This is a genomic window from Planctobacterium marinum, assembly GCF_020687805.1.
GTDB lineage: Bacteria > Pseudomonadota > Gammaproteobacteria > Enterobacterales > Alteromonadaceae > Planctobacterium > Planctobacterium marinum.
Genome location: NZ_JAJEWQ010000005.1, coordinates 69,971 through 93,449 on the forward strand (window position 1 = coordinate 69,971; position 23,479 = coordinate 93,449).

Sequence of the window (23,479 nt, forward strand, 5' to 3'; positions counted from 1 at the left end):
GAGAAAGGCGTGACACTGTTAAACAGCTTACTGGCGTTTATGTCTCAGGGCGGCCCTGTGCTGTGGGCGGTGTTTGCCACCAGTTTATTGTTGTGGCTGCTGATTTTTGAACGCAGTTATTTTTATCGCTTTGAGTTTCCCGCGCTGCGTCGCCGGACTCTGAGCCGCTGGCAACACAGAACTCCGCAAGGCAGCAGTGAATTGCGGGCCTTCAGGCGATTGTTGATTTCAGAGCTGTCGATTTTGCTGAACGCCCGCCTGAAGTTTATTGCCGCCATGATCATGATTTGCCCCCTGATGGGTTTGCTGGGCACAGTTACCGGCATGATCCACCTGTTCGACGTTATCGCCTTTAGCGGCAACGGCGATATCAAGGCCATTTCATCGGGGATTTATCGGGCCATTTTACCCACCCTGGCAGGTCTGGTGACCGGCCTTTCCGGATATTATTTTGCAATGCGCTTTGCTCAAAAAGCGCAACGCCTGGAATTGCTGCTGACCGAACAACTTTCTGGCAACGCTTAAGAGGATAAACGGCTATGAGTTATCACCGCCACAATCGACAAACCCAGCAGGCCGAACTGGACATGACGCCCATGCTGGATATCGTTTTTATCATGCTGATCTTTTTTATTGTTACCACCTCTTTTGTGAAAGAGTCTGGCGTGGATGTCAACGCTCCTCAGGCCCAATCAGCACAACCACAAAACGCCAATATTTTTGTCGCCATTACCGCAGAAGGGGATATCTGGATAGACAATCGTTTGGTGGATATCCGCTCGGTGCGCAGCATTGTAGCCAGGCTCCACGCTGAAAGCCCTGAAAGTACAGTGGTGATCCAGTCGGATCAGCAAACCCGCACTAAAGAGTTAATAGGCGTGATGGATCAGGTGCGACTGGCAGGCGTCGAGAAAGTCGCCATTGCCGCTGATATTACTGCGACCCAATAATGCTCAATCCATTGCTCAAATATTCTGGCAGTTTACTGGCCGCTCTGGTGGTTACTATGGCGCTGTTCTTATTTATGCAGCGTTTGGTGAATCAACCTTTGCCGGCACTACCGGATATCCAGTTTTCCGGTATGGTGGCGCTGTTTCAAATTCAGGAACAGGAGCAACCGCCCGACAGTGAACCACCGCCTCCCCCGCAACAAAACACCGAGCCACAAATGGCCGAGACAGCATTAAATCTCAGTCCGGCCACAGATTCATCGCTGCCAATATCTGAGGACTTTCTGCCAGGCCCTGTTACTCCTGGCTTGAAGTTCGGCCTTGGCTCGGCCTCAGAAGCTATCCAGACTGCCGGAGAACTTTTATCGCAGTTTGGTGAGGATACGCGGGAAGGCTTTATCGAAATTACCCCCTTTGCCACGCGTCGCCCCAATATCCCGGAACTGGCTTGGCGACACCAACTCAATGGCTGGGTGTTGGTGGCGTTTAATGTGTCACCACAGGGCCAGACCCGCCACATTCGGGTACTGGACGCTCATCCCAAAGGCGTGTTTGAAGCCGAAGTGATTCGGGCCATTAAATTATGGCGCTACGATGTCAGTGACATTGTAAAAGACGGTCAGGACGTAGTGCTGACCCAAAAAATAGCGCTGCAATGGCAGCATTATCCCCAAAACTCACCCTACCCGGAGTAATTGAGCTTGTACCGTCGGCCTGCCAGTTTAATCTCTGTGACACCAGTAAAAGCCTTTGGTTTGGCGTTACTGCTGACTGTGTTCGCAACACAAACTGAGGCAAGGCAGTACAAAAGCAAACTGTTTAACAACAGTGACCACAACCTGGGAGCGGCGGAAAGTCAGGCACTCAGTAGCCTGGAGGCGCGTCTGGCAACAGCTACCGATCCTTGGGAAATTGCGGTTAATGGTCAACATCTGGCGCGTCAGTACGCACAAAACGGGCAATTTGAAAAAGCCGCGCAGGCCTATCAAAAAGCGCTGAGCACCAATGTGCTGGCAGAACCGGTGGCCCGAGTAATGACCAAAGAATTGGCCTATGTACTACTGCAATTAAAGCGCTTTGCTCAGGTTGGCCCTTTGTTCTCCCACTCATCCATGGATAATGAGGAACGACTATTAGTGGCCAGAGCTGCGCTGGGCTTACAGCGTTTCCACGAGGTAGTGGCAATTCTCACCCAGATCACTGAAAACAGTGCAGCGCTGCCGGATGAGCAATTGCAACAGGTTGCAGAATTGGCCTATCAGGCCAGTGCCTTTGCAATGGCGATAGACGCTATCAAGGCATTGCTTTTGCGCCATCCTGAGGATATGACACTGATCCGGCAACTCACAGGTTTGTATATCAAGACGCAAAAATTCAATGCTGCACTGGATTTGTGGTCATTAGCCAGCAATCAAAGTCGCTTTGTGGATGAGCAAGACTGGTTGTTATTGGTGGAGCTTTATCAACGGCAAACTATGCCGGATAAAGCCGCCCGAATTTTGGATAACGCTTTACAAAGCAGCACAGTTAACGCAACGGTCCGTCATTGGTACAGATTATTTGAACTCTGGTATCAGGCCAGGGAAACTGACGCCGCGATGACCAGTCTGAACAACAGCCTGCGGCTCTCTTCAGATATCCAGCAAGGGCTATTGTTAGCTGACTTGCAGCACAAAGCAGAACAATGGCAAAACCTGTTGGACACCCTGACCTTCACTTGCCAGCAAGTGTTGCCAGATCGTTTTACTGGCAAAGCCAACCTGTTGTTGGGGATTGCTTATCACAAACTGGGGCAAGCGGATGAAGCCCGCCGGGCCTTTATTAACGCCTCATTAGTCAGTGGTGAAAAAGCCAAAGCCAGAGAGTGGTTGGCGTTTATTGAAGCCTCCCCCGCCAACGAAGCAGAAATGTCAGAATTAAAAGGACTTTGTTTGCCGGAGGAAACCCGTATTAAACTGCCGGAATCCTCCCGCACTGATAAACCACGAGCAAGTGCGGAAACTGACAAAACAAAACCGACTTCAAAAAATGACGCGCCGCCGCTGGAAATAAAAACATTACCGGCCACGCGATTTTATGGCACCCGGGTCACTACGACCCCGCAAGAGCTACCTCAAACCATTAAAAGACGCACCTTTGCCCTGATCAAAAGCCTGATGAAATCCGGCGGTGGCATTGCCGGTAATATGCACCTGTTACTGGATGATATTCCCACCGAATCCTCTCTGACCTTAACCATTGCTTTTCCCTTTTCTGGCGCGCCTGCAAATCGCGGTGTTAACCGCATTGTGCCTGAACCAGAGCATCAGGCCCTTAGCTGGAAATACAATGGCCCGGCGGTGGATATCAATCAACAATGGGCGCAATTTATCCAGCAGGCCATTGCAGAACAACACCAGCTCAATGGCCGCGCCAGAATGGTATTTTTATCCGACACCAGTGGCACTGACTTGCTGGATGTGGAATTGCAACTATTGTTGCATTTCCCCTGAGATCAGGAGGATGTTTCCAGCTTATCCTGCGTTTTGTGTTGAAAGTCGTCGGCGTCGTGGCGCTCATGCAATTGCTCGTGCAGTTCCCCCCAGGAGCGATTTACCATTCGGCCACGTTGCACTGCAGGTCGTTCATCCAGCAAATGCGCCCAGCGCATAACATGTTGGTATTCCTGCACCTGCAGAAACTCAGCAGCGTTGTACAAGCGGCCCAGTACCAGATTGCCCATCCAGGGCCAGATGGCGATATCAGCAATACTGTAGGTTTCACCGGCGACATAGGTGTTGTTGGCCAGTTGCTTGTCCAGTACATCCAGTAAACGCTTAGTTTCCATGGAAAAGCGATTGATAGGATATTCAAATTTTTCCGGGGCATAATTGTAAAAGTGACCAAAGCCACCACCGACGCTGGGTGCGCTACCCATCTGCCAGAACAACCAATTCAGGGTTTCTGTACGGGCTGCCCCCGAAGGCAAAAACTCGCCAAACTTTTCCGCCAGATGTAATAAAATGGCACCCGATTCAAACACCCGAAGAGGATGGTCAGAGGACAGGTCCAGTAACGCCGGAATTTTTGAGTTAGGGTTAATGTCGACAAAGCCACTGCTAAACTGATCGCCCTCACCAATATTAATCAGCCAGGCATCATATTCGGCTCCGGCGTGTCCCAGGGCCAGTAGTTCTTCCAGCATGATGGTGACTTTGGCGCCATTTGGAGTCGCCAACGAATACAATTGCAAAGGGTGTTTGCCTTGTGGCAGGTCTTTTTCATGGGTAGCTCCAGACACAGGGCGATTGATATTGGCAAAGGCGCCACCGTTGCCTGGTTGCCATTGCCAAATCTGTGGCGGTTGATAGGTGTTGGTCATAAAATGTTCTCCGGGATGATAAAATACTGTTCAGTATAAAACTTTATATGAATGACAGGTTTTAAAATCAAGAAATTTCCAATAAAAAAGAATAAAGTATAGAAGAGCGAATCAAATTGGAGGAAATAGCTTAGGATGCGCACCCTTGTGATTCTGATAATCGCCCTGTTGGCAATGGGAAAACACGCGATTGCTGCCAGCATTTTTGCACAGGGTGATTTGTATTTTGAATCGGTGGCAGATCACCGCGACATCCCCGATGGCATCGTTACTTCACTGGTCCAGGATAGCCAGGGTTTCATCTGGATAGGCACCCAACAAGGCGCAGTGCGTTACGACGGCTATCAGTTTACCCCCTTCAGACACACACCCGGCGACCGCAATTCGTTGGCCGGTAATTACATCAGAACCATCTGGAACGCACCTGACGGAAAAATCTGGTTTGGCACCTTCAGTGACGGCATTTCTGTACTCAACCCCGCCACTAACCGTTTCGAGCATTTCGACCTGAGTCAGGACAGTGATAGCCGCAACGGTAATTCTATCCGGGCCATCGTGGGAGAAGCCAGTCAGCGGGTCTGGGTTGCCACGAATCAGGGGCTGAATTATCTCAATCCTTACAGCAAAGAAACCGTCGCTATAACAGCCATTAACGGCTGCGAAACTGTGTATCAGGACAAAGGACCGCGCAGTCTGTTTATGGATACCAGCCAGGGATTATGGTTGGGCACTCAGAACGGGCTATGCCGCATTAATTTACCCTCTCAAAGTTTCAATGGAAATGTATTGTCTGGTCGCAGTTTTGCGGCATTTGATGGTATTCAGATACACACCCTGACTCAGTCCCACTCAGGTCTGATGCTGGTTGGCACCTTACAACAGGGATTGGCTAAATTCGATCCTAAAACGCTGGAACTAAGCTGGTTAGACAGTGGTCCGGACAAACTGGGGCATCCCTGGGTGGTCTCCATTGTTGAATCAGAACCAGGACAGGCCTGGATTGGCACCCTGGACGGCGGTATTAGTATCATTGATATCGACTCGTTGCAGATCGTCAAACAAATCAGGCACGACCGCAGTATAAACAGCAGTATCAATCAGAATAATATTGGCGCGATATTCAGGGACAATGCCGGACTGATGTGGATTGGTACCTGGGGTGCCGGATTAAACCTGTTTGCGCCCCACAATGACAGCATCAGAACACTAAGGCACAGCCCCTATCGCCCGGACAGCATCAAAAACGCAAGAATTCGGGCTATTGCGGAAACCGACAAGGGTGATATCTGGCTCGGCTATAGTCAGGCCGGGTTAACCCGAATCGACAACCAGCTCGGCACAATTCAACATTTTGATGAATCCGGCAATGCGTCGGCAACGTTGCCGGAAAATGATATTTTGTCGTTGTTGCATACCCAAAACGGTGAAATTTGGGTAGGAACCCGACGCAAAGGGCTATTCAGTTACAACCCGCAACAGCAAGTTTTTCAGGCCTACCCGGTAGCCGCGCAGCAGGGATTTAACACCATTACCACCATGGTGGCGGATAACAAGCAACGGGTTTGGCTGGGTTCCACCAAAGGCGTGGCCTATATTGACCTAAGCGACCAGTCTTTCAGGCTGTTAGATGATTATGCCCATTACGAACCCATTCGGGGAAGAATCACCTATGCCCTGGCATGGCAACCTCCCGCCAGTCTCTGGGTAGGTACAGACGATGGACTATTTCACATTGACTCCGACACGCAGCATGTCACCGAAATCAACAGCTCGACAGAACTGCCGGGCGAGTTGTCAGACAATGCCATAAACAGTTTGCACGTAGACAGAAACAACCAACTTTGGGTTGCAACAGAGAGTGGCCTGGACAAACTGGACAGTTGGGACGGCAAAACCGCTACCTTTGTTTCTGTAAATCAACAGTTGCAAATCGAACAAACCTACACTGCCAATATTCTATCTGATCACCTGGGTCGCATATGGCATTACAAAGGCGTGTACGACATTGAAAATCAGCAATCCATTGATTTAAGCCACAATAACAAATGGGATATTGGCACCATCTGGTTGGGCTCTCAGGTTGTTACTCAGGATGGGATTATTCTGTTCGGTGGCAATGAAGGGTTGTTGCTGGTTGCCCCAGAAAAATTTGGCAACTGGTGGTACAACCCGCCGCTGGTGATCAGTTCAGCGGAAATTAACGGTCAGCCTGTTCAGCTTGATCTGAATCAGCCGGTTCCTTTAGCACCCGATACAAAAGGGATTTCATTTGAGTTTTCGGCGCTGGACTATACCGGGCCGCAAAAGATATTGTACCGATGGCGGCTATCCGGATTTAATGAACAATGGCAATACGGCAATGCCGATAATCGCCGGGCAACTTACACGAATTTGTCTCCGGGCAAATATCGCCTGGAAGTGGAAAGCACCAACAGCGCCGGTACCTGGATGTCTAACCAGATTGCAATCGAGTTGCTGAGCTTACCCGCCTGGTACGAGACCTGGTGGTTTTACCTGGCCGTATTGCTGGGGCTGTTAACCGGCATCTGGTATTTGTTTGTGATACGCACACATCATCTGGTGCGGCAGAAGAAAAAACTGGATCAGCAGATTTACCAAAAAACCCAGGAACTAATTCAGGTGAACAATGACAAAGATCGCATTATGTCGATTCTTGCCCATGACATTAACAATAAGATCTCAATCGGTCTGGGTTATCTGGATTTAATTAAACTAACCAAACAGGTGAGCCCAACATCGGAGCTACACAACTATCTTGATCAGGCCATTAACGCCGGAAAAAGCTGTTCTGAGTTGGTGGAAGAGTTGCGGGACTACGGCAAACTCAGCAACGAAAGTAACGAAGTCACCCTGAAAACCAATAACGTGGTTAAAATATTGGCAAGACTGGTAGAAGCCCACCAGCCCAAAGCATTGGCTAAAAAAATCCCGTTGCTTTTTGAATTCCAGAAAGACGTGATCTTCTGCGATATACACCAGGCTAAGTTTGCCAGAATTATTGAAAACTTACTGAGCAACGCCATCAAGTTTTCTTCGGAACAACAGCGAGTATCGGTGACGGTGACTAGCGCAAGCGGTAAGGTCAGGATCACCGTTGCAGACCAGGGCATAGGGATACCCGAGGATATCAGCACACAATTGTTTTCCGCCTTTACCAACAGTGGCCGCAGCGGTACACACAATGAAAAATCTACCGGACTGGGGCTGTACATTGTGAAAAAGCTGGTGGAGCAACACCGGGGACGGGTTTGGTTTGAATCAAAAGAAGGGCAAGGCTCGCAATTTTTCATTGAGTTACCCGCCACCGACGCCTGAGGCCCACATCACCATCCAACTTTGGTATGAAACCGGATGAAAATGACCTAATTGCATTGCATTCGCTCCGCAATCCGTTAGATTGGATAGACTATTAAAGCAATAAAGTTTAGAGCACCTATGTTTGTACTTGCCACAACCCACCAAAGTGCGCTTGATGAAAGCGCGAGCCTGCGCTCTCAGTTACGAGAGCTGGAAGATTCGTTAGCTCATCTGGAAAAAGAAAACCGCGCCCTGAAAGAAGAACTGTACGCCAAAAAAGAAATCAGCAATGACTATGAAACGGAGTTAGTTAAATGTATGTCAGGCTCGCTGCGCCAGGTAGAAGGCGTTCGCGAAACGGTACTCAGCTCTTTTCAGCGCATTGACGAAGAATCGCAGTCGGTGCGTCAGGTAGCCGAATTATTCGATACTTCCTCCAGCTCATTAGCCAGCATTGTTGCCTCTATGGAAGAGATGGGGAACAAGATGGGCGGCATGACCAGCAGTATCAACGGGTTGTCGGAAAAAGCCGACAGCATCAACAAATTTGTCTCCACTATCACCAGTATTTCTGATCAAACCAACTTACTGGCCCTCAACGCCGCCATCGAAGCCGCGCGAGCCGGTGACGCTGGGCGAGGGTTCAGCGTGGTTGCCGATGAGGTCCGAAGCCTGGCGACGGAAACAAACAAGTCCGCCAGTGAAGTAGCCGACCTGGTCACAAATATTATCAGTTCCACCAAATACGCCGTCAGTGCCGTTGATGAGCTTAAAGGCAACAACGAAAGCCTGTCCGACGGGGTCGGTCAGCTTAATGAGCATTACTCCGCTATTGTGGATTGCTGCAGCTCAATGAAAGAGGCGATTTCCGATACCACACATCGCACTTTTATTCAGACGGTAAAACTGGATCACATTGTCTGGAAGGCTGATGTTTATGCCGTGTTGCAGGGACAAAGTAGCAAGGACATCAATGACTTTTCCGATCACAGCAGTTGCCGTCTAGGCCAATGGTATCAGGGATCTGGCAGAGAAATATTTAGTCGCAACAAAGCTTTCAGCGACCTCGACGCGCCTCACGCGGAAGTGCATCGCAGTGGTGTCGCAGCCATGAAAGAAGCGCAAAATGGCAATCAGGATGCCGCCATCAAATATTTAATCAAAATGGAAAGTGCCAGCGAGAAAGTATTGTCCATCCTGGATCAACTGGGCCGCGACTGGAAAGATTAGCCTTGTCACAGTGACAAAATCGGGACCTTCGGGTCCCAACGTCACTAAAATTCAATAACCTGTTGTGCAGAATTAATGACGGCTGCCCCCTGGCCGGCCTCAGTAATCCATTGTAAACGTACCTGCTCAATCCCCGGAAACAGCGTCTGAAGCGTTACCTGCACAGATTCAGGTGACTGGGACGCACATTGATATAAGTAGTTAACGGTGATTTCCGCATGTTCGTCTTCAGGGTGTTCATGCTCATCATGATGCTCGTGCTTATCATGATGCTCGTGCTTATCGTGATGTTCGTGCTTATCATGATGCTCATGCTTATCATGGTGCTCGTGCTTATCATGGTGCTCGTGCTTATCATGGTGCTCGTGCTTATCATGGTGCTCGTGCTTATCATGGTGCTCGTGCTTATCGTGGTGCTCGTGCTTTGGCGGATGGCCATGCTCAGCCTCACTATCCTGCCATGAGTATCGCACTTCTGTAGAGGTTAACGCACACTCTGTACCGCTTAACACCATCCACTCAGCTCCTTTCAGGTCTGCAACAGCACTATTGAGCAGCCATTTATCTTCCGGCATTTCCGGGCGGTATTCAAACCCCACGATATTAGCTAATGGACTACTGAGTGAAACAGATACCTGATGGTTTTCACCAACAATCTGAAGTTCAACTTCGCCATGGGTATGAGCAGACTGACCATGGGCTGCCATTGTATTCAACGCAAATAGAGTGCAAATCAGTGCGGTACGCATAGTACGACTCGCTTTTGTTGTCATTATCAGGAGGGTTGCAGTGCCGACAGGCGACGATTCATCTGATGGGCATAGATCAAAATGCCACCGCCGATAACCGTCAAGATGGTTTCTAAAACGTGCAGGTGCCAGATCATTTCCAGCATCAAGGAAATGGTTAATAACACTAACCCAATCACACCTAAAAGCAGCGGTTGCTTATCGCCATGTTGACGACGGGCGTGCGGGAAACTCAGGGTTGCGAACAACAATACCGGCAGGAAAAAGACCAAATGGATCTCAGACGTATGCCAGGTGGCAGAAATGACACCGGTTCCACCAAGCACTAATAACACTGCGCTTAACACACAATGTACAATGCATAAACTTGACAAAACTGTACCAATAATATCGCGCACGGATGTTCAACCTGATTAATCTGGGTGGGTGATAATATAACATTTCAGAGAATTCGCAACCTAAATTTCCAGTTTTTTCCGGGCTTTCCTGAATGACATTGTTAACTAATCGTTAAATTTAATTGATTACAAGGCGATCAATTCATACTACTCTTTGTGTATAGTTTGACGAAAAAATAATGCAGAGCGTACATGCCCTATCAATTGTCTCTGGAAAATCAGGTCATCAACGTTGTGTTTAATGGCCATATCGGGACTGAAGACCTGGTTGCACTGGACAAAGAGATCTATGAGCAATGGACCGACCTAAACTGTATTGGTCATTTGTACAATTACCTGGATGTGCAGAGTGCTTCCTTCAGTGAAGAAGAAATCAGAAGAATCGCCCTGCTGGATAAAAACGAGTCATTTATTCAGGGGCCTTTGAAAATCGCGATTGTCGTAGAAGACGAAAACATCATCCGATTTTCCAGAATTTATATCGAAGGCCTGACCGGCTCAGACTGGCAGGCGGAAATCTTTGCAGACTGCAGCACTGCGATGAATTTTCTTTTAGACTGATCTTAGCGCGAGTCCGCGCGTTTACAATGCCACTATCCCTATCCAACCAAAGGGCAAAATCTTGAAAACCTGGCACCATGCGGACATACAGTCCATGCAGCAACGCTACCGCGCTATGTTCATCAACTCCTTATCAGGCTTTAAAAGCGCCAACCTGGTGGGCACAGTAAACTCAGACGGTGTGGAAAACTTAGCCATTGTGAGTTCGGTGTTTCACATTGGCGCCGATCCGGCATTGATGGGCATGATCACCCGGCCCCAAACAGTGCGCAGAGACACGGTGAACAATATTAAGCATTCAGGATTTTACACCCTCAATCAGGTTTCTGAACAGATGGTACATGCCGCTCACCAGTGCTCAGCCCGTTATGATGCCGAAGTTAGTGAATTCGCGGAAACCGGGCTGACTCCCAGCTATGTAAGCGGCTTCAGTGCCCCATTTGTGGCACAGAGTTGCCTGAAAATAGGATTACAGGTAGAGGAAATCCAGTTGCTGGAAATCAACCAAACCGAACTGATTATCGGTAAAGTGGTGTTAGTTCAAACCGACGAAATGGCCATAGAGCCCGATGGCAGTATCGATATTGAGAAGTTAGGTAGTGTCGCCATTTCCGGGTTGGATCGTTACCACACCACAAAAAAGCTAACCCGACTAACCTATGCCAAGCCCGATAGCTGGCCGGAAGAACTCACCTTTAGCAAAGATTAGATAAGCAACAGGTAAAAATAGGTTACTATCTTGTTTTTTGATTTCACGAGATAGTCATTTTGAAAACCCTTTTTCCTGCTATTGAGCCATACAGTGAAGGTAAACTTCAGGTCTCCGATTTACATGAAATCCACTATGAACAGGTCGGTAATCCCGAGGGCCAGGCAGCGCTGTTTCTGCACGGTGGTCCAGGACTCGGCATACTGCCCATTTACCGTCACTTTTTTGATGCTTCCCACTACCGGATAGTGTTGCCTGACCAACGCGGCGCTGGGCGCAGTAAGCCCTATGCGGAACTCAAAGAGAACGATACCAGGCAAATTGTCGAAGATCTGGAAAAGCTACGCAAACATCTGGCGATCGACAAATGGCTGGTAATGGGTGGCAGTTGGGGTAGCTTATTGGCTCTGTGTTACGCGATAAAATACCCAGATTCCGTGTCGTCACTGGTACTCAGAGGGGTATTTCTAGGTCGCCAAACAGATTTGGACTGGGTTTATGGTGGTACCGGCACAGCGCAACTATTTCCCGATAAGTGGGCGGAATTTAAAGCCCCGGTGAACGGTAATGATGATGCTGAAATTGTTGCCGCCTACTACCAATTGCTTACCCATCAGGACCCTCAGATTGCCCGTGCAGCTGCATTGACCTGGGCAAGTTACGGTGCAAATACCATGACTTTGATACCCGGTTCTGAGTCCAGTCGTGATATTACCGCCAGCGATAAGATGCTGTCGCTGGCCCGCACTGAATGTCATTTTGCCCACCACAAATTCTTTCTGGAAGATGATAACTATGTGTTGCAAAACGCAGACAAAATTAGTCATATCCCTACTCACATAGTACATGGGCGCTACGATGTGATTTGCCCCCTGCGCAGCGCCTGGGATATCCATCAAAGTATGCCAGATAGCCAGCTGCACATAGTGGAGGGTGGCGCCCATATCCCCACAGAACCTGGCATGGTGGACAAACTGGTCGCCATCACAGAACAGTTAAAAGCACGTTAAAAATTTTCAGGCGAAAGTGACCCATTTGAACCCCTGCAGCGTAAACCTTATCAAATTCGCAATTCTATTGTTCGGATATGAAACAGGTACTGATTACAGGGGCTTCTTCAGGCATTGGTGAACAACTGGCTGGTGACTACGCCAGACAAGGTTGGCAAGTTTATGCCTGTGGCCGCAATAGCGACAAACTGCAGGCATTGCACAAAGCACAGGATAATATTGTGCCACTGGTTTTTGATGTCACTGACACTCAACAGGTGCATCAGGCAGCAAGCGAGATAACAGGACAACTGGATCTGCTGTTGTTAAACGCCGGTAACTGCGAATACATTGATAACCCGATGCAATTCGACGCAGCGCTGTTTGAGCGCATCATCAAAGTTAACCTGGTTGCCATTGGTTATTGCCTTGAAGCCCTGTTACCCAAAATCAAATCGGGTGGCCAACTCGGCATCGTCAGCTCCAGCGCCGCTTATTTACCCTTTCCCAGAGCCACTGCCTATGGTTCAGCTAAAGCCGGGGTAAGCTACCTGGCCAAAACCCTTGCCATCGAACTCAAGCCTCACAATATTGCGGTGAGTTTGATCAGCCCGGGTTTTGTGAAAACCCCGCTGACCGACAAAAATGACTTTGACATGCCGATGCAGGTCAGCACTGAATATGCCTCTAACGCCATCATAGCAGGGTTGGCAAAACGGCGGAGTGAAATCCATTTTCCCTATTTCTTTACTATGATTTTAAAACTACTGGCTGCATTACCCGCTCCAATCTGGCGAGCGATAGCGCAAAAAATGCAGACCAGTACTCAGTCTCAGCCTTAACGGAGAATCCTGTGCAACAAATTCAAACAAAAACACGTCTGACCGCCACTCGCAGTAGTGATTTTTTCCAGAACATGGTCTTTAAACTACTGGCCAGAGCCACAGCCGGGCTGCTAACCATGAAGCTGGGTGAAGAAGTTTTTCAGTTTGGCGATAAAGACGCACAGCTCAAAGCTGAAGTACAGGTTTATGACCGCCAGATATTCAAGACACTGATGTTCAAAGGCAGCATTGGTATTGCCGAAGATTATGTCGCCGGAAAGTGGAACTCTCCTGACCTGACCCGGGTCATTGAATTTTTTGTGGCCAACCAAAACGCCCTGGATGCAGTGGAAAAGAAATTCGGTGCGCTGGTACGGCTTGGTTACTTCCTGAAGAAGTTCAAAAATCGCAATAATGAGACCCAGGCAAAAAAGAATATTCTTGCCCATTACGATCTGGGTAATCATCTCTATAAACGCTTTTTAGATAGCCAAATGCAGTATTCCAGTGCCATCTACCCGGAAACTATGACAGATCTGGAAAGTGCTCAAATCCACAAAATGGAAACCATCTGTCAGCGGCTGCAATTGCAACCTGGCGAATCCGTACTGGAAATCGGCACCGGTTGGGGCGGACTGGCGGTATATATGGCAAAGCATTACGCTGTGAATGTGACCACTACCACCATTTCTGATGCGCAGCACGACTACGCGCAGCAACGCATTGCAAAAGCCGGTTTACAGGACAAAATTACCCTGCTGAAACAGGACTACCGCAAGTTATCCGGGCAGTTCGACAAACTGGTGAGTATTGAGATGATTGAAGCTGTGGGTCACGAATACCTGGATGGCTTTTTCAAACAGTGCAGCGATCTGTTAAAGCCAGAGGGGTTGCTGTTAATTCAGGCCATCACCATCGCCGACCAACGCTACGAACACTATCGCAAAGAAGTGGATTTTATTCAGACTTACATTTTTCCCGGGGGGTGTCTGCCCTCAGTGCAACGTATGAGCCAGTGTTTAACCAACAACACCGACATGGTGATCCACGAATTGCACGATATCGGGCTGCACTATGCGAGGACCCTTGCCGACTGGCGGGAGAAGTTCCTTGCCGCCTGGCCACAACTGGCCCAGGAAGGGTTTGATCAGCAGTTTAAGCGACTCTGGACCTATTACCTGTGTTATTGCGAAGGAGGCTTTTTGCAAAGAGCCATCAGCACAGTGCATCTGGTAAGCCGCAAACCTCAGTTTTCAGGGTAGTTGCCAATGCTTTCGGCAAAACAGTTTAACATTGCCAACTTTGTGCTGTTCCAGTTGTTGTGGATAGCCGCGGTCATATTCCAGAACAACTGGGTGTGTGCCTGCCTGTTACTGTTGCATTTTATTCTCAGCCCCAACCGCAAAACCGATTTATCACATACCTATAAAGCGATTCTGGCGGGGATCGCTTTGGACTTCACCCTGATGCAGGCAGGCATTTATGTCTTTGACGAAAACCAATTTCCCTTCTGGTTGATCTGCCTCTGGATAGGCTTTGTTCTGACACTGCGCTACAGCATGGCATGGCTGGCAAACAAACCCCTGTATTGGCAGGTGCCACTGGGTGCCATCGGCGGTACGCTCAGTTATTTATCAGGATCACGCTTTGGCGCTGTTGAACTGGCCCAGGGTCTTTGGATTACGGTCCTGATACTGGTACTGGCGTGGGGGACCCTGCTGCCGGTTTTTTACAAACTGGTCGAAAGAGGCACAGGGCATGAAAACCTGGCGTAGTCTGTTGTTAGCTGCCGGAATGTTTTTAATCAGCGGCCATCTGGCGGCGTCACCGCAGTCCCCGCCCTGGCCTTCAATGCAACTGGTGGGTGAGGGAAAATTAAGTGTGCTGTTTTGGGATATTTACGAAGCCCGATTGTATTCTGCTAATGGTATCTATCAGTCGGATCAGTTTCCGGTGGCTTTGAAGCTCACCTATCTCAGGGACTTTTCAAAACAACAACTGATCGAAGAAACCGTAAAACAGTGGCAGAAACTGGGCTTTTATGATGAACAAAAAGTCCTTGCCTGGACTGCAGAACTGCAACAGCTCTGGCCGGATGTCAAACGTCAACAATCGTTAACCCTGTACATAGACGAAGCACAAATCAGCTACTTTTATTTCAATGATGAACAACTGGGGACACTGAGTGATCAACAGTTTGCCCGGGCATTTCTGGCTATCTGGTTATCCCCCAACACCAGCGCGCCGGATGTCAGAAAACAACTCATTGGCCAAAACTAATCCTCCCAAAACAGGAGTCTCCTATGCAAAATAAACTATTCAGGTATTTCATACTCGGTTTGTCATTGATTTTATCTGCCTGCAGTGCAGTTGACGTTAGCGACTATGCCGCTACGGAACCCCGACTGGATCTGAAGACGTTTTTCAATGGCGATTTGAAAGTCTACGGAATGGTGCAGGATATGTCCGGCAAGATGACCCGTCGCTTCAGCGCCGACATTAAAGCCTCCTGGCAAGGTAATACCGGTACCCTTGACGAAGTGTTTTACTTTGATGATGGCGAACAACAAACCCGCATCTGGACCCTGAACGATCTAGGCAATGGGCGCTATACAGGTACGGCCGGTGATGTGGTGGGTGTGGCGCAAGGGCAAACCCGTGGAGCCGTTTTTCGCTGGCAATACGAGCTGACTATCCCCTACGACGGCGACACCTTAAACGTACACCTGGATGACTGGCTCTATTTGATCAGCGAAGACCGGTTGCTCAATCGTACCAGCATCAACAAGTTTGGCATAGAGGTGGGGGAAATCACCCTGATCATCGAAAAGCGAAACTAAAAAAGCCGGAATACACTATTCCGGCTAAACGCTCCGACGTTAGGAGAGAGTGAGCGAAACTCTCGGAAATGTTCTCCTGCCTTAAAGGGTTCTCACACTACCTCCTGGCGGTTAACATTTCCCACGGGCCGGATGTTTGTCCGACACACTGATTAAAAATAGAATTATTGGTGGGGCCTTTACCCCACCCAGGATGATTAACCCAACAGTGACAGCGCTGATTGCGGACGCTGATTAGCCTGTGCAAGTACCGTGGTACTGGCCTGCTGGATAATCTGATTACGCGTCAGGTTCGCTGTTTCAGTGGCGAAGTCCGTATCTTTGATACGTGAACGGGCACCGGACAGGTTCTCTGATACGTTGCTCAGGTTACGGATTGTAGACTGGAAACGGTTTTGCAAAGCACCCAGCTCAGCCCGTTGAGCACCAATGGATGAAATGGCAGTATCAATCGCAGTCAATGCACCTGAAGCACCCGTAGCTGTTGAGATATCAACTGTGCCGACACCTAAGCCTGATGCACCAAAGCTGGCACCGTTTGAAGACGACAAGTTAACAGAAATCGTTTGACCAGCATTGGCACCCACCTGGAACGCTGCGGAGAAACTACCGCTTAAGATGGCATTACCGGCAAATTGGGTATCTGTACCAATTCTTGATAATTCTGCAACTAATGCGGTAACTTCCTGTTGTAAAGCGGTTCTGTCAGCAGATGAATTGATACCGTTTTGAGACTGAATAGCCAAAGTACGAATACGTTGCAATGCCGTGGTGGTTTCCTGCAAAGCACCTTCCGCCGTTTGCACCATTGAAATCGCATCATTGGCGTTACGCACTGACTGGTCAAGGCCCTGAATTTGTGAGGTAAAACGGTCGGTGATCTGTAAACCGGCGGCATCGTCTGCAGCGCGATTGATACGGAAACCGGAAGACAAACGCTCAAACGAAGTTGAAAGGGCGTTGCCTGAATCGAATAATTGACGCTGGGCGTTCAATGAAGATACGTTAGTATTTACAAATAAAGACATTTGTCTCTCTCCTACACTCTCGATCCGGATCAGCTTGTGAGGTATTTGGGCTTTACCGGTGACTGTCGTCGTACAGTCAAATCGTTAATATTCAACAATCACCCGTTTATTGGTTTTATTAAGTGATTGTCACTGGCTCTCTCACTTAGGGTTATCGTACCGGCAAAAATTTCCTTGAAGGTTTTTTGTACTTTTTTGAGAAATGTAGATAAAACAGAAGGTTGTAGTTTTCAGTTAAATTGAATATCACAGAAAAATTTTAGCAATCCGGTCGAACCTGAGTCCGACCGGGTATTATTGAATGCCCCTAGTCCAAGATGATTTTACTGGCCGGTGAGCTGGTTTTTAACTGGCGAGCTTGCGCCGGGCGTTCGGATAGCTCGCTACCCACCCGTATCGCCACAAAACTGCGATTGCGGATATAAACAGATTCTCCGTCTGGCGTTGCGGGAAAGAAAGTGAGATCCATCATTTCGCCATCGGCATTAGCCAAAAAGGTATTTTCACCAATTGCCTGCAATATTGGGCTGTAATTAATGCCTTCAGCATCCATTTCAGGTACGTTGACCCGTAAAACGCCGTTGTTGTTACTGATCTTAATAGTGACGACTCCGGCATCATAGGTACCTACATGACGATCAAAAGTACTGGCATCCACCTCTCCGTAGGGCATGGGCTGTGATTCCGGAAGTGTCATAACACTCTTAAGCGCGGCGATCATGGTTTCGATATAATAATCACTGTCACCACTACTCATGATGGACACTGCGATATTCTCTTCCGGCAACATCCAAAACATTGAGGTGTAACCCCTAGTATTACCGCCATGTTGCCAGACGGTGGCGGGATACCAGCGATTGTTGTAAGCAAATCCCTGGTCTACAAAAATGCCGTAGCCATAACTGAGTGGTAGCCCGGCTTGCTCCATGGGTACCTGCGCTTTCGTCATTTCCTGTCGGTATTCATCGGCCAACACATCGCTGTTCCCCGACATCAAAAATTCAGCCATTTTTAACAACTCGCTGGGTGTAGACCAGCTGTAAACGCCTGCAGGAATTACCGGCAGCCAGTCCTGCAACTGATTCAGGCTGCTGTACCCCTGGGCATTGCCGGCGTTGTTTTGATAAACCCCCAACGCAAAATTGCCATCACTGATCACCTCTGATTTGTGCATGGTGGTGCGGTTCATGCCCAGAGGCTCAAAAACAGATTGTGCCATCAGATCGCGAAAATCCTGCTGACTAACATACTCCAGAATGGCACCCAGGTAGGAGTAGCCCGGATTGTTGTAATTAAAAAACTGCCCCGGTTCCACCATTTGCGGATTGGCCTCAGCATATTGCTCAAGCATGTAGCTCAGTAATTCGCTGTTGTCTGTCATGGCCTGATAATCATCAGAAAATCCGCCCATGTGGCTCATCAGATGAGCGATGTTGATATCGTTCCAACCCAGCGTTTGCTCAGGGGCATACTGAATACCAGGCAGAGTGCTGGTCAAGGTATCCTGCGTGGTAAAAACCCCCTGCTCCACCATTTGCATCGTCGCCAGACTGGTAAACATCTTGGTGGTAGATCCCAGCTGGAACAATGTGTCTTTGGACACCGGCTGGCCATTGTTCCATTGATTGTTACCAAAAGCTTCGGCATAAACCACTTCACCGTCTTTGTAGATGGCAACAGAAACCGCTGCAGATTCATTGCTTTGCATCTCGGCTTGAGCGGCACTGGTTACCGCTGCAAAAACCGGGTCGGGATCAGGCGTAGGTGAGGGTGTCGGTGTAACAGGTGTTACATTGGAGCCTGAAGAGCCACCACAAGCGGCTAAACCCAGCACCGCCAATGAAATAAGAGAAATACGTTTTAACATTATATTGCTTCCTGTGTAGTGTTAAATCTTTTAACTGCACACAGTGTAAAAGCGCCGAACCCGGAATGCTGTATGGGCTTGTACCGGACTTTTTCAAAATGTATCGATGAGATACAACTAGCAGAGTCGGTTCGGTTGTGCCGTGAGTGGCACTTAGTTTACTGACGGTTCGCGGGTAATTTCACCACAAACTCGGCCCCCTGAAGGGATTCGCTTTGCTGTACCTCAATACTGCCCTGATGCCAGTCCACCACTCTTTTACAAATGGCTAAACCTACACCGTGACCTTTATGGGTGTTGTGGCGACTACGTACAAAGGGTTTAAAGATATCGCTGCGCAGCTCTGGTGGTATCCCCGGCCCGTCGTCACTGATACGCAAGGTAACCTGGCTGGTGTCACGCGCCAGCTGCACCAAAACCTGTTCAGTGGCGTGTTGAGCGGCATTTTGCAACAGGTTCGTCAACAGCATTTTCAGATAGGTAGGGTCGCCATCAACTCCCATTGAACCGGTAGTTTCTGCAATCTGTAGTGTCAGAGATTTGCGGGGTTGCGCTTTTTTAGCCAATGATTTTTCCAGCAACGCTGCCAGATCGACTTCCCGCTTTTCCAGATGTAGCATGGCCTGATCGAGCCTGGCGTAGCCCAGCAAAGTTTCAATCAACTCCACCATATCGTCAATGTGTTCGTTAATGCGCTCTTCATATTGCTGACGCTTCAGCGGATCGGATTCTTCGCTCAAGGTGTCCAGCCCCATGCGAATGCGCGCCAGCGGTGTTCGCAAATCATGTGATACCGCTGAGCTCAGGAGTTTTACATCCGATACCAGGTCTTCGATGCGTTGTGCCATGTGATTGAACTCGATTTCCAGATCACTGATATAAGACACCTTACCTACGTCGATTCGCTGGCTCAGTTCACCTTTGCCAAAGGCCCGGGCAGTTTTACGCAATTGCAGCAGCCGATCCACCAGCGGCTTTGCCCAAAGCAGAAACAGGGCAATCAGCAACAGATAAAAAACCGAAGTAAACCAATACCGGCCTGACAGGTGACTAACCGGGTTCTCCACAACAGGTAATTGCAATATTAAAACCTGGTCAGAGTGCGGGATAAGGTAGTGAATGCTGATATCCGTATCAGATTCCAGGTTCAGAGAGTTTCCGGTTTGCAGATAATGCTCAAGAGATTCGGGTAACACCAATTCCTGCAGCGAAACATGGCGCAACTGATAACCCTCATCGGATTGCCAGTGCGCAATAAATCCGGCGATATCCCCGGTGCGGGACAGGGTGTGTGCCAATTGCCGGGTCAGGGTCTCAGCCTGTTGAATTTCCTCCTGTGACTCATCGGCGTCCGTGTCCGCATAATGCTGATAGGCCAAATCGAAAACCCACCCCAGGCCAATGGTGGCCACCAACACCATGGTCACCAATGAGATACTGAGCCAGCGCACTTACCAGCTTTCCCTGGCAAACAGGTAACCTTTGCCCCAAATGGTTTTGATCAGATAAGGCTCATTGGGATCATCCCCCAGCTTTTTTCTGATGCGGGAAACGCGCAGGTCAATAGATCGATCGAATCCATCATAATCAAAACCCCGCAACTGATTCACCAGCTCCTGTCGTGATACCACCTCACCGGCCTTTTCAGCCAGTAACCAGAGAACATCAAATTCCGCAGAGGTAATGGAAACCGCCTGCCCGCGCAATGTCACCGAGAGGTTTTGCTTATCAATCAGCAGTTCATTTAACCGGATTTGTGAAACAGGCCCGGCTTGCTGATTGTGCTGTACCTGGCTTTGATTGCGCCTGAGATGACCCCGTATACGCGCCAGCAAAGCTCTGGCCCGCACCGGTTTGGTAATGTAATCATCGGCTCCCACCTCCAGACCGAGGACCTCGTCAATTTCCTCATCTCTGGCGGTTAGCATAATGATGGGATTAGCAAACGTAGGGCGTACCTGTCGGCACACATCCAACCCATCCAGATCCGGCAACATTCCATCGAGCAATACCAGGTCCGGTGGACTGCTGTTTATTCTGGCAACGGCATCCACACCGGAGGCCGTCACCTGCACATTGAACCCCTTGTTACTCAGGTATTCCTGAGTCCAGTGGGCCAGTTCTTCATCGTCTTCCACCAGTAAAATGGTATTTTGTACACTTGCGCTCACAGGATTAAAACACTCGCCAGGTCACTGAAGATCGTTTGCTTTTATACACCCAGGCCATTTTCAATTCCACCTGCGCCAGCACTGCCTGTTGACGTTTCAGGTAAAACCAGGTGTTTTCGCTACTGGAAAACTCCATGTTGAGCTCACCTTCGGCGGCTTCCTGCCAGCACTGTAACGGTGTCTCCTGGCTGGCAGCAAACAGGCAATAGTTGGCTTTTTCCTGCGCTTTCCAGTTTAAGCTAATGTCCACATAGCAGGTTTGCCCCTGCCGCAATGCCACACACTTTTCAGGGCTTAATGTCAGTGTGTACAGTGCCTCCTGTTGTGCCTGACTTTGCCATGGCAATAAGCCCAGAAACAGACTCAGACATAAGCCAACAAGGTAACTGAAATTATCGGTTTTAAGGAATTTCTGGTTCATGCTCTGCTCCTTAAAACACATAAGTCACAGACAAACCAGCAGTAGAGACTAAGCGCCCTTCAGAACTGAGGGGACTGTCTGTGACTGCGTCGGGTCGCAAAACACTGGTAATAAAACCACCAAACACCAGGTGTTCAGTAAGCGGGTATTCAAAGCCGACTTGTCCTACAGCCATCACACCGCCGTCAGCTTCGTAGGGTTTATATGGCGTATCCGTTCTGCGCATGTGGTCTTCGATTTGCGCCGACTCGCTATCTGATAACCCCCAGTAATAATCAATAATGTCGCTGCTTTGATAATTCAGCCCCACCGTGCCATAGAAATTCCAGTTTTTATACAGCCAGGTGCGGCGTATTGATGCAGACAATCCAAAGCCACCAATTTCATCCTCGAAACTGACAGGCGTAGCAATAAACTGCATCAGATAATCGGAGAAATAACCCGTAGCTCGCACACCCAGGCGATAATTGCTGTCGCGTGGCAGTGTTAACCTGTGTACATTTATGCCCGCCGGCTCACCCTCTTCATCGTACAACTGCTCGATGCCATCAAAGACGAATTCACCGCCGCCATGTGCATGTACCGCGTAGAGATCCACTGCCCAGTTGCGGGTGTTGTAAAAGTTGTAACCAATGGCATCGCCGGAAAACAGGCCGTCAACATTTTCCTGGCTGTTACCTGGGTTTTCGTAAAAAAAGCCTTTCCAGCGCAGCTGCATTTCCAGGTTAACCGCTAAAAAACTCTCGGTGGTATTAACCCGGTTAAAGTTCTGATCCAGTTGATTGGTTTCACTGACTCCGCCAATCAAACTGATAGCGAAAAAGCTTTCCAGTTCACTATCACCGCTTTCGCTGACTTCGTCAGCCTGGAGTAACGAGGCAGGCAGCAGCAATAGCAGCCCCAATATCAATAGATTAAATGTGTGTTTGTAGTCCATGTGTTATTCACAAGTTATTTTAAAGTGGGTCAATCTTACGTAAATTTGTCCGGCCGGGTCGTAACGGCTGGTGTCTGAATGTATCAGTGTGTATCTGATGGCCATACCGGTTAACCGGCATCGCTAAAAATCAGGGCTGCAGTAACTTGCCTTCCAGCGCAAGCGACACGAAGTCCCGCTGAAATTTTGGCGGGTCGCTATCTTCCCGCACGCCCAGATAGATTTGTTTGTGAATACCGGTATTGCCCAAAGGTAAAGCACTGATGTCGAACTGTTCGCGATGTTCCTCTATCAACCAGCGAGGTAATACGGTTACGCCACGGTTGGCCGCCACCATCTGTAAAATAATCTCGGTATTCTCTATTTTTTTGTGTTTGCGCACGCTGCCACCCACCGGCAACAGAAACTGCGTATAAATATCCAGGCGGCTGTCTTCAATGGGATAGCTGAGCAAGGTTTCCTGTAATAAATCCCGCGGTTCGGCAAACGGCTTTTGCAACAGTGCATGTTGCGAGTTCACCACCAGTACCTGCTCATAAGCAAACACCGGAATGAATTCCAGGCCAGGGCGAAACACCGGGTCAGGGGTCACCAAAATATCAATATCATAATTGAATAACCCCGCCAGGCCCGCAAACTGGAATTCTTTTAAGACATCCACATCCACCTGCGGATAAGCCTTTAAAAACGGGGCCACGATTTTTAACAGCCATTGAAAACAGGGGTAACACTCCATGCCAATGCGCAACTTACCCTGCACACCGGATTTAAAACCACTGATTTCCTGCTCAATGTGCTCAAACTGTGGCAGTAACCGCCGGGCATGAGTCAGCAGGCGTTTGCCTGCCGGTGTCAGCACCAGGTTGCGTCCGGACTTTTTCCAGAATTTCACTCCCATGGTGGTTTCCAGTCTTTTGATGGCGTGACTGATGGCCGACTGCGACAAATACAACTCGTCGGCCGCTTTGGTTACTGTCCCCAGGCGATCAATGGCGTCGATCAGCATCAGGTCGCTGCGCTCTAACATAAACATGAACAGGATTAATGGTTTAGAGAAAATATACCACTTTTATTCACATAATCCCCGGACAAATTTAAAGCATCTCAAACTAACAGTGCGACACTT

General features: G+C 49.0%; 24 protein-coding genes. 14 read left to right on the forward strand and 10 right to left on the reverse strand.

Going from position 1 to position 23,479, the window contains the following annotated elements:
• The first annotated feature begins 9 nt into the window (after positions 1–9).
• The 4 genes from LJ740_RS16545 to LJ740_RS16560 are packed head-to-tail and all read left to right on the forward strand — an operon-like array spanning position 10 to position 3,442.
• On the forward strand, positions 10–525 hold the full coding sequence (locus tag LJ740_RS16545; RefSeq protein ID WP_229530235.1) for a MotA/TolQ/ExbB proton channel family protein: 516 nt from the start codon (positions 10–12) through the stop codon (positions 523–525).
• Positions 526–539: 14 nt separating this feature from the next.
• Complete coding sequence (locus LJ740_RS16550; protein WP_229530236.1) at positions 540–950, forward strand: ExbD/TolR family protein; 411 nt, start codon at positions 540–542, stop codon at positions 948–950.
• Positions 950–1,645 carry an energy transducer TonB gene (locus LJ740_RS16555; protein ID WP_229530237.1) on the forward strand — a complete coding sequence of 232 codons (696 nt, stop codon included), beginning with the start codon at positions 950–952 and terminating at the stop codon, positions 1,643–1,645. Before LJ740_RS16550 ends, LJ740_RS16555 begins: the two co-directional genes overlap by 1 nt.
• 6 nt (positions 1,646–1,651) lie before the next feature.
• Positions 1,652–3,442 (forward strand): tetratricopeptide repeat protein, encoded by a 1,791-nt coding sequence (locus tag LJ740_RS16560; RefSeq protein WP_229530238.1) that lies wholly within the window; start codon positions 1,652–1,654, stop codon positions 3,440–3,442.
• A 2-nt stretch (positions 3,443–3,444) separates the two neighbouring features.
• On the opposite strand, the gene yghU is transcribed toward LJ740_RS16560, so the two are convergent.
• Complete coding sequence (gene yghU, locus LJ740_RS16565) at positions 3,445–4,311, reverse strand: glutathione-dependent disulfide-bond oxidoreductase (protein WP_229530239.1); 867 nt, start codon at positions 4,309–4,311, stop codon at positions 3,445–3,447.
• A 135-nt stretch (positions 4,312–4,446) separates the two neighbouring features.
• Here yghU and LJ740_RS16570 point away from each other — a divergent pair, with 135 nt between their 5' ends.
• Both LJ740_RS16570 and LJ740_RS16575 read left to right on the forward strand, forming a co-directional pair.
• The gene (locus tag LJ740_RS16570) at positions 4,447–7,647 is read left to right on the forward strand and encodes a ligand-binding sensor domain-containing protein (RefSeq protein ID WP_229530240.1); all 3,201 of its coding nucleotides are present in this window, start codon (positions 4,447–4,449) and stop codon (positions 7,645–7,647) included.
• Between the two features lie 120 nt (positions 7,648–7,767).
• Entirely contained in the window at positions 7,768–8,859 is a 1,092-nt protein-coding gene (locus tag LJ740_RS16575) for a methyl-accepting chemotaxis protein (RefSeq protein ID WP_229530241.1), read from the forward strand.
• A 44-nt stretch (positions 8,860–8,903) separates the two neighbouring features.
• Here LJ740_RS16575 and LJ740_RS16580 read toward each other — a convergent pair whose 3' ends face one another.
• Together LJ740_RS16580 and LJ740_RS16585 are read right to left on the reverse strand one after the other, a co-directional pair.
• Positions 8,904–9,632, reverse strand: coding sequence for a ZrgA family zinc uptake protein (locus LJ740_RS16580; protein WP_229530242.1), 729 nt, complete (start codon positions 9,630–9,632; stop codon positions 8,904–8,906).
• Positions 9,633–9,634: 2 nt separating this feature from the next.
• Positions 9,635–10,006: a MerC domain-containing protein gene (locus LJ740_RS16585; protein WP_324255628.1), complete on the reverse strand. Its 372-nt coding sequence runs from the start codon at positions 10,004–10,006 to the stop codon at positions 9,635–9,637.
• Positions 10,007–10,198: 192 nt separating this feature from the next.
• Here LJ740_RS16585 and LJ740_RS16590 point away from each other — a divergent pair, with 192 nt between their 5' ends.
• From LJ740_RS16590 to LJ740_RS16625, 8 genes are all read left to right on the forward strand, one after another.
• Positions 10,199–10,567 carry a hypothetical protein gene (locus tag LJ740_RS16590; RefSeq protein ID WP_229530244.1) on the forward strand — a complete coding sequence of 123 codons (369 nt, stop codon included), beginning with the start codon at positions 10,199–10,201 and terminating at the stop codon, positions 10,565–10,567.
• Between the two features lie 61 nt (positions 10,568–10,628).
• On the forward strand, positions 10,629–11,276 hold the full coding sequence (locus LJ740_RS16595; RefSeq protein WP_377307099.1) for a flavin reductase family protein: 648 nt from the start codon (positions 10,629–10,631) through the stop codon (positions 11,274–11,276).
• 59 nt (positions 11,277–11,335) lie between these two features.
• On the forward strand, positions 11,336–12,286 hold the full coding sequence (pip, locus tag LJ740_RS16600; RefSeq protein WP_229530245.1) for a prolyl aminopeptidase: 951 nt from the start codon (positions 11,336–11,338) through the stop codon (positions 12,284–12,286).
• A gap of 77 nt (positions 12,287–12,363) precedes the next feature.
• Positions 12,364–13,107 (forward strand): SDR family NAD(P)-dependent oxidoreductase, encoded by a 744-nt coding sequence (locus tag LJ740_RS16605; protein ID WP_229530246.1) that lies wholly within the window; start codon positions 12,364–12,366, stop codon positions 13,105–13,107.
• A 20-nt stretch (positions 13,108–13,127) separates the two neighbouring features.
• Positions 13,128–14,351, forward strand: coding sequence for a class I SAM-dependent methyltransferase (locus tag LJ740_RS16610; RefSeq protein WP_377307113.1), 1,224 nt, complete (start codon positions 13,128–13,130; stop codon positions 14,349–14,351).
• Positions 14,352–14,357: 6 nt separating this feature from the next.
• Positions 14,358–14,864, forward strand: a complete 507-nt coding sequence (locus LJ740_RS16615) for a DUF2878 domain-containing protein (protein WP_229530248.1) — start codon at positions 14,358–14,360, stop codon at positions 14,862–14,864.
• Complete coding sequence (locus LJ740_RS16620) at positions 14,848–15,369, forward strand: chalcone isomerase family protein (protein ID WP_229530249.1); 522 nt, start codon at positions 14,848–14,850, stop codon at positions 15,367–15,369. Before LJ740_RS16615 ends, LJ740_RS16620 begins: the two co-directional genes overlap by 17 nt.
• 23 nt (positions 15,370–15,392) lie before the next feature.
• Positions 15,393–15,929 carry a DUF3833 domain-containing protein gene (locus tag LJ740_RS16625; RefSeq protein WP_229530250.1) on the forward strand — a complete coding sequence of 179 codons (537 nt, stop codon included), beginning with the start codon at positions 15,393–15,395 and terminating at the stop codon, positions 15,927–15,929.
• A 197-nt stretch (positions 15,930–16,126) separates the two neighbouring features.
• Here the strand turns inward: LJ740_RS16625 and LJ740_RS16630 are convergent, their stop codons facing one another.
• The 7 genes from LJ740_RS16630 to LJ740_RS16660 form a co-directional block, all read right to left on the reverse strand.
• Positions 16,127–16,957, reverse strand: a complete 831-nt coding sequence (locus tag LJ740_RS16630) for a flagellin N-terminal helical domain-containing protein (protein WP_229530251.1) — start codon at positions 16,955–16,957, stop codon at positions 16,127–16,129.
• A 307-nt stretch (positions 16,958–17,264) separates the two neighbouring features.
• Positions 17,265–18,824 carry a serine hydrolase domain-containing protein gene (locus LJ740_RS16635; protein ID WP_229530252.1) on the reverse strand — a complete coding sequence of 520 codons (1,560 nt, stop codon included), beginning with the start codon at positions 18,822–18,824 and terminating at the stop codon, positions 17,265–17,267.
• 158 nt (positions 18,825–18,982) lie between these two features.
• Positions 18,983–20,275, reverse strand: coding sequence for an ATP-binding protein (locus LJ740_RS23345; protein WP_229530253.1), 1,293 nt, complete (start codon positions 20,273–20,275; stop codon positions 18,983–18,985).
• Positions 20,276–20,995 (reverse strand): response regulator, encoded by a 720-nt coding sequence (locus LJ740_RS16645; protein ID WP_229530254.1) that lies wholly within the window; start codon positions 20,993–20,995, stop codon positions 20,276–20,278.
• Between the two features lie 4 nt (positions 20,996–20,999).
• Positions 21,000–21,416 carry a DUF3019 domain-containing protein gene (locus tag LJ740_RS16650; protein WP_229530255.1) on the reverse strand — a complete coding sequence of 139 codons (417 nt, stop codon included), beginning with the start codon at positions 21,414–21,416 and terminating at the stop codon, positions 21,000–21,002.
• A 10-nt stretch (positions 21,417–21,426) separates the two neighbouring features.
• Positions 21,427–22,353: a MipA/OmpV family protein gene (locus LJ740_RS16655; protein ID WP_229530256.1), complete on the reverse strand. Its 927-nt coding sequence runs from the start codon at positions 22,351–22,353 to the stop codon at positions 21,427–21,429.
• Between the two features lie 130 nt (positions 22,354–22,483).
• Positions 22,484–23,380, reverse strand: a complete 897-nt coding sequence (locus tag LJ740_RS16660; protein ID WP_229530257.1) for a LysR family transcriptional regulator — start codon at positions 23,378–23,380, stop codon at positions 22,484–22,486.
• Positions 23,381–23,479: the final 99 nt, after the last annotated feature.